8 protein-coding genes and 2 tRNA genes are annotated in these 8,839 nt (G+C 32.0%); 4 read left to right on the forward strand and 6 right to left on the reverse strand.

From position 1 onward, the window contains the following. The first annotated feature begins 13 nt into the window (after window positions 1–13). The gene (locus tag ACTG3V_RS10675; RefSeq protein ID WP_439132153.1) at window positions 14–1,606 is read left to right on the forward strand and encodes an NADP-dependent glyceraldehyde-3-phosphate dehydrogenase; all 1,593 of its coding nucleotides are present in this window, start codon (window positions 14–16) and stop codon (window positions 1,604–1,606) included. A gap of 154 nt (window positions 1,607–1,760) precedes the next feature. Here the strand turns inward: ACTG3V_RS10675 and ACTG3V_RS10680 are convergent. From ACTG3V_RS10680 to ACTG3V_RS10700, 5 genes are all read right to left on the reverse strand, one after another. Next, a tRNA-Leu gene (locus ACTG3V_RS10680) sits at window positions 1,761–1,846 on the reverse strand. Between the two features lie 18 nt (window positions 1,847–1,864). Continuing rightward, window positions 1,865–1,936, reverse strand: a tRNA-Gly gene (locus ACTG3V_RS10685). Between the two features lie 162 nt (window positions 1,937–2,098). Further along, window positions 2,099–3,139 (reverse strand): NADP(H)-dependent aldo-keto reductase, encoded by a 1,041-nt coding sequence (locus tag ACTG3V_RS10690; RefSeq protein WP_439132154.1) that lies wholly within the window; start codon window positions 3,137–3,139, stop codon window positions 2,099–2,101. A 196-nt stretch (window positions 3,140–3,335) separates the two neighbouring features. Next, window positions 3,336–4,523: a phosphoglycerate kinase gene (locus ACTG3V_RS10695; protein WP_439132155.1), complete on the reverse strand. Its 1,188-nt coding sequence runs from the start codon at window positions 4,521–4,523 to the stop codon at window positions 3,336–3,338. A 67-nt stretch (window positions 4,524–4,590) separates the two neighbouring features. Next, on the reverse strand, window positions 4,591–5,367 hold the full coding sequence (locus ACTG3V_RS10700) for a tryptophan-rich sensory protein (protein ID WP_439132156.1): 777 nt from the start codon (window positions 5,365–5,367) through the stop codon (window positions 4,591–4,593). A gap of 75 nt (window positions 5,368–5,442) precedes the next feature. Here ACTG3V_RS10700 and ACTG3V_RS10705 point away from each other — a divergent pair, with 75 nt between their 5' ends. Then, the gene (locus tag ACTG3V_RS10705; RefSeq protein WP_439132157.1) at window positions 5,443–6,585 is read left to right on the forward strand and encodes an ATP-binding protein; all 1,143 of its coding nucleotides are present in this window, start codon (window positions 5,443–5,445) and stop codon (window positions 6,583–6,585) included. Window positions 6,586–6,775: 190 nt separating this feature from the next. Here the strand turns inward: ACTG3V_RS10705 and ACTG3V_RS10710 are convergent, their stop codons facing one another. After that, entirely contained in the window at window positions 6,776–7,360 is a 585-nt protein-coding gene (locus ACTG3V_RS10710; protein ID WP_439132158.1) for a riboflavin synthase, read from the reverse strand. Window positions 7,361–7,418: 58 nt separating this feature from the next. Between ACTG3V_RS10710 and pdxA the strand changes: the two genes are divergently transcribed. Then, the gene (gene pdxA / locus ACTG3V_RS10715) at window positions 7,419–8,453 is read left to right on the forward strand and encodes a 4-hydroxythreonine-4-phosphate dehydrogenase PdxA (protein ID WP_439132159.1); all 1,035 of its coding nucleotides are present in this window, start codon (window positions 7,419–7,421) and stop codon (window positions 8,451–8,453) included. Between the two features lie 72 nt (window positions 8,454–8,525). Continuing rightward, window positions 8,526–8,839: YceD family protein (locus tag ACTG3V_RS10720; protein WP_439132160.1), on the forward strand; the 314-nt coding region annotated here is incomplete at its 3' end.

An 8,839-nucleotide genomic window follows, 5' to 3' on the forward strand; every position in this document is an offset into this window, starting at 1 on the left:
TAAATAATAATTTATGAAAGTAAAGTTTACAGAAATACCAGATAAATATCAAATTAAAGAATTAAAACACCAAACTTCTTATCTAGTTGCAGGTGAATTGAAAGTATGGAAAGGAGAAATGTCTGAGGTGTATTCCTCAATTTCATCAACTAAAGAATATCAACCAACTCTGCTAGGTACAGTTCCTAATTTAACAGCATATGAAGCAATTGAAGCATTAAATTCTGCTTATAGAGCTTATGATAAAGGTCAAGGATTATGGCCAACAATGCGAGTTGCAGACAGAATTGAATGTATGGAAGAGTTTGCAGAGCAAATGAAAACCAAACGTGATGAGGTTGTTAAACTATTGATGTGGGAAATTGGAAAATCTTTACCAGATTCAGAAAAAGAGTTTGATAGAACTGTAGAATATATTTACGATACTATTGAGGATTACAAGCAGATGGATAGAAATTCTGCAAAGTTTGAAAAAAATAGCGGAGTTCATGCACATATTAGACGTGGTCCTTTAGGAGTTGTATTGTGTTTAGGGCCTTACAATTATCCTTTAAATGAAACTTTTGCATTGCTAATTCCTGCATTAATTATGGGGAATACTGCTGTTTTTAAACCTGCAAAACATGGAGTTTTATTGTTATCTCCTTTAATGGAGGCTTTCCAAAATTCTTTTCCTGAAGGAGTGGTAAATATCATTTATGGTAGAGGTAGAGTATTGGCAACACCAATTATGAAAACAGGTAAGGTTGATGTGTTGGCATTGATTGGAAATAGTAAATCAGCTAATGCTATTCAGGCAAATCATCCTTATAAAAACAGGTTGCGTTTGGTTTTAGGCTTAGAAGCTAAAAACCCAGGTATTGTTTTACCAGATGCAGATTTAGATTTAGCGATTAACGAATGTATTACAGGTTCAACATCTTTTAATGGACAACGTTGTACAGCTTTAAAAGTATTGTATGTTCACGAGCATATTGTAGATAAATTTAATAAACAATTTGCAGAAAGAGTAGATGCTTTAAAGTTTGGAAATCCGTGGGAAGATGGCGTAAAATTAACACCACTTCCAGAACCTGGGAAACCTGCTTATATTCAAGAGTTGATAGATGATGCCAAAGAAAAAGGTGCAGAAATCATGAATAAAAACGGTGGTAAAACAACTGAGAACTATATTTTTCCAGCAGTTTTGTATCCTGTTTCTAAAGATATGAGAGTTTATCAAGAAGAACAGTTTGGCCCTGTAATTCCTGTAGTTTCTTTTAAAAATATTCAAGAGCCATTAGATGATATGGCTGAATCGAATTACGGACAACAAGTGAGTGTTTTTGGAAGTGAAGTAAAAACGTTGGCGCCTTTAATTGATACTTTGGTAAACTTAGTATGTAGAGTAAATTTAAATAGTGCAGCACAAAGGGGACCAGATGTATATCCGTTTACGGGTAGAAAAGATTCAGCAGTGGGTACGTTAAGTGTACATGATGCTTTACGTTCTTTCTCGATTAGAACGTTTGTAGCCTCAAAAGACACAGAATATAATAATGCTATTTTAGAAGAATTGTTAGATAAAAAAGCTTCTAATTTTATCAGTACAGATTATTTGTTGTAACCCAATTATTGTGTTGTTCATTTCAAATTAAGATAAAAAACGCTATATTTTTAAATGTAGCGTTTTTTATCTTAATCCTTTTTGAAAATGAACAAAAAAAGGTTTTATAAAACCAAAAAACCGTTGAAAATCAAAAGATTAACAACGGTTATTGTACTGAAGATGGGACTTGAACCCATACGAGCATTACTGCTCACTGGATTTTAAGTCCAGCGTGTCTACCAATTCCACCACTTCAGCATTGGTATAATAAAATAGAGCGAAAGACGGGATTTGAACCCGCGACCCTCACCTTGGCAAGGTGATGCTCTACCCCTGAGCTACTTTCGCAGTCATAATTTTAAGAACTTTACTTACTTTTAAAAAATTAAAAAAATCTCTATTCCTGTAAGCGGTTGCAAATATAATAAGTTTTATCTGTTTGGCAAATAGTTTTTACTTTTTTTACTGATTTTTTCAAATAATTTTTCAAAAAAAATAGATTTCCATTTTTTATGGAGCAGGGTTTGGTATTGCTGTATGAACATTTTCAATTTCCTTTAAAATGTCTTCAGATAAATGAACATTTATAGAATTAATATTTTCTTTTAACTGACTAATTTTAGTAGCGCCAATAATGTTGCTGGTTACAAATGGTAATTGATTTATAAAAGCTAATGACATTTCAGATAATGTAATACCGTGTTTTTTTGCAATAGCCTCATATCTTTTAACAGCTTCTAAAGAACCATCTCCCATATAACGAGCAATAAATCTTGGAAATAATGTTCCTCTTGCACCCTCAGGCTTGTTGCCATTTAAGTATTTTCCAGACAATACACCTTGTGCTAGTGGAGAATATGCAAGTAAACCAATGTTTTCTCTCAGCGAAACTTCACTCATACCCACTTCAAACCCTCTGTGAATTAAAGAATATGAATTTTGAATGGTTACTGGTCTTGGTAAATTATGTTCTGCTGCAGTTTGTAAATATTTCATTGTTCCCCAAGGAGTTTCATTGGATAAACCAATATGTTTAATTTTTCCAAGTTTAATCAATTCTTGTAAGCCTTCTAAAATTTCCAAATAATTTTCAACCTCACTATTTGCAGCTTTTAGCGGAAAATCACGAACACCAAAACAATTTACACCGCGATTTGGCCAGTGTAATTGATATAAATCGATATAATCTGTTTGCAAGCGCGCTAAACTTTTATCAACAGCATCAAATACATTTGCTTTGGTTAAACCACCATTTCTTATATGCGCTGTATAATCTCCTCCGCCTGCAATTTTACTTGCTAAAACTACTTTATCTCTATTGCCTGTTTTTTTGAACCAAGTTCCGATAATTCGCTCTGTATCTCCATAGGTTTCTGCATTTGCAGGTACAGGGTATAATTCTGCAGCATCAAAAAAGTTAACTCCATTATCTAAAGCATAATCCATTTGTTCATGTCCTTCTGCTTCTGTATTTTGGTTACCCCAGGTCATGGTTCCTAAACAAATTTTAGAAATCTTTAGCTCTGTATTTGGTAATTTAGTGTATTTCATATTTTAATGATGTATTATACTTTAATTGTTGAATTGTTTAATTAAATACAAGTTTAGGCTAAATTAAAAACTTAAAGAGCAATACGAAATACATCTTTTCGATTTTAATATAACTTTCATTTATCAATAAAAAAAGCGTGCAATTTCTAATAAAATTACACGCTTAAATTTATAAACTAATAAACTCTAAATAAGTTTATTTTAAAATTGCTTCAATTCCAGGTAAAGATTTTCCTTCTAACATTTCTAGCATTGCGCCACCACCTGTAGAAACATAACTTACTTTATCTGCAAAACCAAATTGTTTTACTGCTGCTACAGAATCTCCACCACCAACTAAAGAAAACGCTCCGTTTTTAGTTGCTTTATCAATAGAATGTCCTAAAGCAATTGTTCCGCCAGCAAAAGATTCCATTTCAAAAACACCTAATGGCCCATTCCATAAAATGGTTTTACATTGGTTTACAACTATATCAAATTTTTCTCTAGATTTTGGTCCAGCGTCTAAACCTTGCCATCCATCAGGAATTGTTGTGATGTCTAAAACTTGAGTATTTGCATCGTTGCTAAAATCATCTGCAGCAATTACATCCACAGGAATATGAACTTGAACACCTTTTGCTTCGGCTTGTTTTAAAATTTCTAAGGCCAACTCTTGTTTGTCATCTTCACAAATAGAGTTTCCAATTTTGCCTCCTTGTGCCTTAATAAAAGTAAAACTCATTCCACCTCCAATAATTAGGTGATCTACTTTGTCCAGAATATTTTCAATTACTGTAATTTTTGACGATACTTTTGCACCCCCTAAAATTGCTAAAACAGGTTTTTCAGAATTGTTTAGTACTTTGTCTATACTTTCAATTTCTCTTGCTAATAAGCTACCAAAGCATTTATTTTCTTCAAAAAATTGTGCAATAATTGTTGTTGATGCATGTGCTCTGTGTGCAGTACCAAAAGCATCGTTTACATAAATATCACCAAGTTTTGATAATTGTTCAGCAAAAGAAACATCTCCTTTTTTCTCTTCATCATAAAAACGAAGGTTTTCTAAAAGCAAAATCTCTCCACTTTCTAAATTAGCAACAGCTTCTTCAACTTTCTCACCTACACAGTCATCAACAAATTTTACATTGCAGCCAATGATATCAATGACAGATTTTACAATATGACGTAAAGAAAACTCATCTTGCTTTCCTTTAGGTCTTCCTAAATGAGACATTAAAATACAGCTTCCACCATCTTCTAATACTTTAATTATAGTAGGTTTTGCAGCTTGAATTCGCGTAGCGTCTGTTACTTCAAATTTATCATTTAAAGGCACATTAAAATCTACTCGAATAATGGCTTTTTTATCTTGGAAATTAAAATCGTTTAATGTTTTCATTTTATTGGAAATATTTTTAACAAAAATACTTTTTTATTTACGGATTGTAAAGTGCAAAAGGTAAAAGTTAAGTTATCGTTTTCGCTGTTTTTTTATTGTTGATAAAGTATGCAATAGTGCTTGTAATTAACAGGGTAGATGCTACAAAGGCAAAGGTATCGATTGTGTTTTCCTTATTTAAGTTAGCTATACCAATGGCAATTAATGCCCATGCACCAACCAAAGTAAAACCATACATTTTTCTTGTGTATAGTATAAAAGTGTTTATGATTACTGCAATAACTATCATAATTATGGTCCAAAATTCAGTAGAAATACCAAATCCATTCCAGCCAATTTTCACCAAATAAGAAGATACATTTGCAACGCTTGCCACAGTTACCCAGCCACTATAAATGATGAAAGGAAGGTGTAAAAAAACGAATTTTAAGGTTTTTACTTTATGCTTGTTTATATTTAGATTGATGATGATTTTTAATAATGAAATTAATAAAAGGAAAATAAAAAAACAAGACAACCCTGTATAGCCATAAACCCAGCTAAATACCCAGCAACAATTGGCAATACATGAAATAATAAACCAAAAACCGATGTTGAATACAAAATTGTCTTCTTTTCCTTTTTTAAACAAACTTCTTCCTTGATATATGGCAAAACCCAAAAGCAATAAATAAATGAGTCCCCAAATAGAAAACGCATATCCAGCAGGGGTGAAAAGTGATTTTATGTTATCTGAAATACTACCTATAGTTTTACCATTCATAATGCCAGTATTAGATAAATAATTGATAAAAACTGTAGACCCCAAAGCGATTCCGTTAAAAATTTGAAGTGATTTTTTCATAGTTGAATGCTATAATTTTAGAATATTAAAAATACAAAATCTAAATTTAAAGGTTCTAAAATTATATATTTGCCTATGCTTTTCAATCAAATTGTAGGTCAAGAACATATTAAAAAACATTTGATAAAATCTGCTGAAAATGGCAGAATTCCACATGCGCAATTATTTGTTGGCAAAGAAGGTTGTGGAACTTTACCGATGGCAATTGCCTATGCGCAATTTTTGCTGTGTAATTTTTCTGAGGATGCTGATGCCTGTAATTTAAAATGTGATAAACTGCAACATCCAGATTTGCATTTTGCATTTCCAGTAACTACAAACGATACTGTAAAAAAACATCCGGTTAGTAATTTGTTTTTAGAAGATTGGCGCCAATTTATTAGCGAACAACCATATGGAAGTTTGTTTAATTGGTTGCAACATATTGGCGTTGAAAATAAGCAAGGACTTATTGGGGTTGATGAAGCCGAAGACGTGGTTAAAAAATTAAAACTAAAAAGTTACGAAGGCGGTTTTAAGGTGATGATTATTTGGATGGCAGAAAAAATGAATATTGCTGCTGCCAACAAGTTATTAAAATTGATTGAAGAGCCACCTGAAAAAACGGTTTTTTTATTGATTACCGAAAATGAAGAGCAAATTATAAATACCATTAAATCTCGTTGTCAAGCCTTACATTTCCCTGTTTTATCCGAGCAAGATATTGCAAACATTTTGGTTGTAAATCATCAGGTTGAGGACAATAAAGCCGCTAATATTGCACATCAAGCAGAAGGGAATTTAAATAAAGCCATACATCTTTTACATAATGATGCAGCTGATTTGGTTTTTGAAGAATGGTTTATAACCTGGATTAGAACCGCATTTAAGGCGAAAGGAAATGCAGCAGTGGTGCAACAATTAATCGCTTGGTCAGAAACGATTGCAAAATCGGGTAGAGAAACGCAAAAACGATTTTTAGAATACTGTTTACAGTTTTTTAGACAAGCCCTTTTATTGAACTATAAGTCTGATCAGTTGGTTTTTATGGAGTCGAAAACAGGTTTTAACTTGTCTAAATTTGCACCTTTTGTACATTCTGGAAACATCCTAGAAATAGAAAAAGAAATTAGTGTAGCCATGTATCACATTGAAAGAAATGGAAACGCAAAAATTATTTTGCTTGATTTGTCTATGAAATTAACCCGTTTTTTACACAAAAAAGAAGCAAAAGTGTAATTTACTTTTTCCAGGTGCCACCATAAACATAATTAGGGTTATCCTTTTTTACATCAAGCAAACACTCTTTACAAGTAAACACCCATTTTTTAGGCAATTTATATTGAATTCTATACATCGTAGAGAAATCTTTTTTACAAATTTCGCAGTATTTTATCCTGGTTGATGGCATTATTACATTTTGTAGCGATTACAAATTCGTTAAACGTGCTACATATTTACCAATCACATCAAATTCTAAATTTACAGCATCGCCAACTTGTAAAGTTTTAAAGGTAGTATTGTCCCAAGTGTAAGGAATAATGGCAACAGAAAATCCGTTTTTAGTAGAATTTACCACAGTTAAACTCACACCATTTATAGTAATTGAGCCTTTTTCTATAGTCACATTATTTTTATCAGAATTATAGGTAAAAGTGTATGCTGTACTTCCGTTTTCGTCTTTAATAAAGGTACATGTTCCTGTTTCATCAACATGTCCTTGCACAATATGGCCATCTAACCTATCGCCTAATTTCATGGCACGTTCTAGGTTTACTATATCATTAACTTTTAATTTGCCAATATTGGTTTTATCTATAGTTTCTTTAATGGCAGTAACTTTATATTCATCATTGTTTATAGCAACAACAGTTAAACAAACGCCATTATGAGCCACGCTTTGATCTACTTTTAACTCGTTTGTAATACTACTTTTAATAGTTAAATGTACATTTTCTTGCTCTTTTACCACATTTGTTACTGTGCCAAGTGTTTCTATGATTCCTGTAAACATATCGTTAAAAATTGGTTACTTTTGTACTCACAAAAATACGGATATTACAAAGGTTATTATGGATAAATCTAATAAAATAGTTGTAGGAATTTCTATAGGAGATTTAAATGGAATTGGAATTGAGGTAATTTTGAAAACCTTTCAAGATAAAAGAATGTTAGATTTCTGTACACCAGTTTTATTTGGTGCAACAAAAACCATCTCTTATCATAAAAAAGCTCTGGGAATTGAGGTTCCTGTACAAGGAATTAATTCGATAAAACAAATTAACCATTCTAAAATAAATGTACTGAATCTTTGGAAAGAGGATGTTAAAATAGAACTAGGCAAGGCAACAGAAGTATCTGGTCAATACGCTGCAAAATCATTAGCTGCTGCTATAGAGCATTTAAAAGATACCACTATAGATGTTTTATTAACAGCACCTATTAATAAAGAAAACATTCAATCAGATGCATTTAACTTTCCTGGACATACCGAATATTTAGAAGCCAATTTAGCAGGCGATAGTTTAATGATATTAATGACAGATGAATTACGAATTGGTTTAATAACCGGTCACATTCCAATATCAAAAGTAGCTGAAACCATCACTCCAGAACTGATAAAAAATAAAGTGGAAACAATGCATGCCTCTTTAATTCAAGATTTTGGTATTAGTAAGCCAAAAATAGCAGTATTAGGATTAAATCCACATTGTGGAGATCATGGTGTTATTGGTAAAGAAGATGATGAAATTATAAAACCAACCGTAAATGAAATTGCAGCAACAGGTAAGTTGGTATTTGGCCCTTATGCAGCTGATGGATTTTTTGGTTCTGAAACTTACAAGCAATTTGATGGTGTTTTAGCAACTTATCACGATCAAGGTTTAGCACCTTTTAAAGCATTGTCTTTTGGTAAAGGTGTTAATTTTACTGCAGGTTTAAGTCATATTAGAACTTCGCCCGATCATGGAACAGGCTATGATATTGCAGGGAAAAATCAAGCAAATCCTTCTTCATTTCAAGAGGCTTTGTTTACTGCTCTTCAAGTTTTTAAAGCAAGAACCGAGTATAAATCACTAACAGAAAAACCGCTAGTTGTTAAATAATTACTTTTTTTGATAAAAATATTGCAGAAATACATTTTTTTGTATCTTTGCACGCTCAATTGATGTTTGGTTATGAGAGAATTGAAAGATTACAATATCCAATTTGTAGGATTAAAAGAAGGGAAACACCAGTTCGATTATTCAATTGATAATAAGTTCTTTGAAGCTTTTACTTATGATGAGTTTAATAGTTCATCAATAAAAGTTTCGCTAACATTCGTAAAAAAGAGTACATTATTCGAGCTTATTTTTGTGGCTGAAGGTACTGTGGAAGTTCCTTGTGATGTAACAAACGAGTTGTATCATCAAGAAATAGATTCAGAACTACCCTTAGTTGTTAAATTTGGTCCAGAATATAATGATGATAATGAGGAAATTTTAATTTT

The sequence above is a fragment of the Polaribacter sp. genome, from assembly GCF_965660385.1.
Taxonomy (GTDB): Bacteria; Bacteroidota; Bacteroidia; order Flavobacteriales; family Flavobacteriaceae; genus Polaribacter.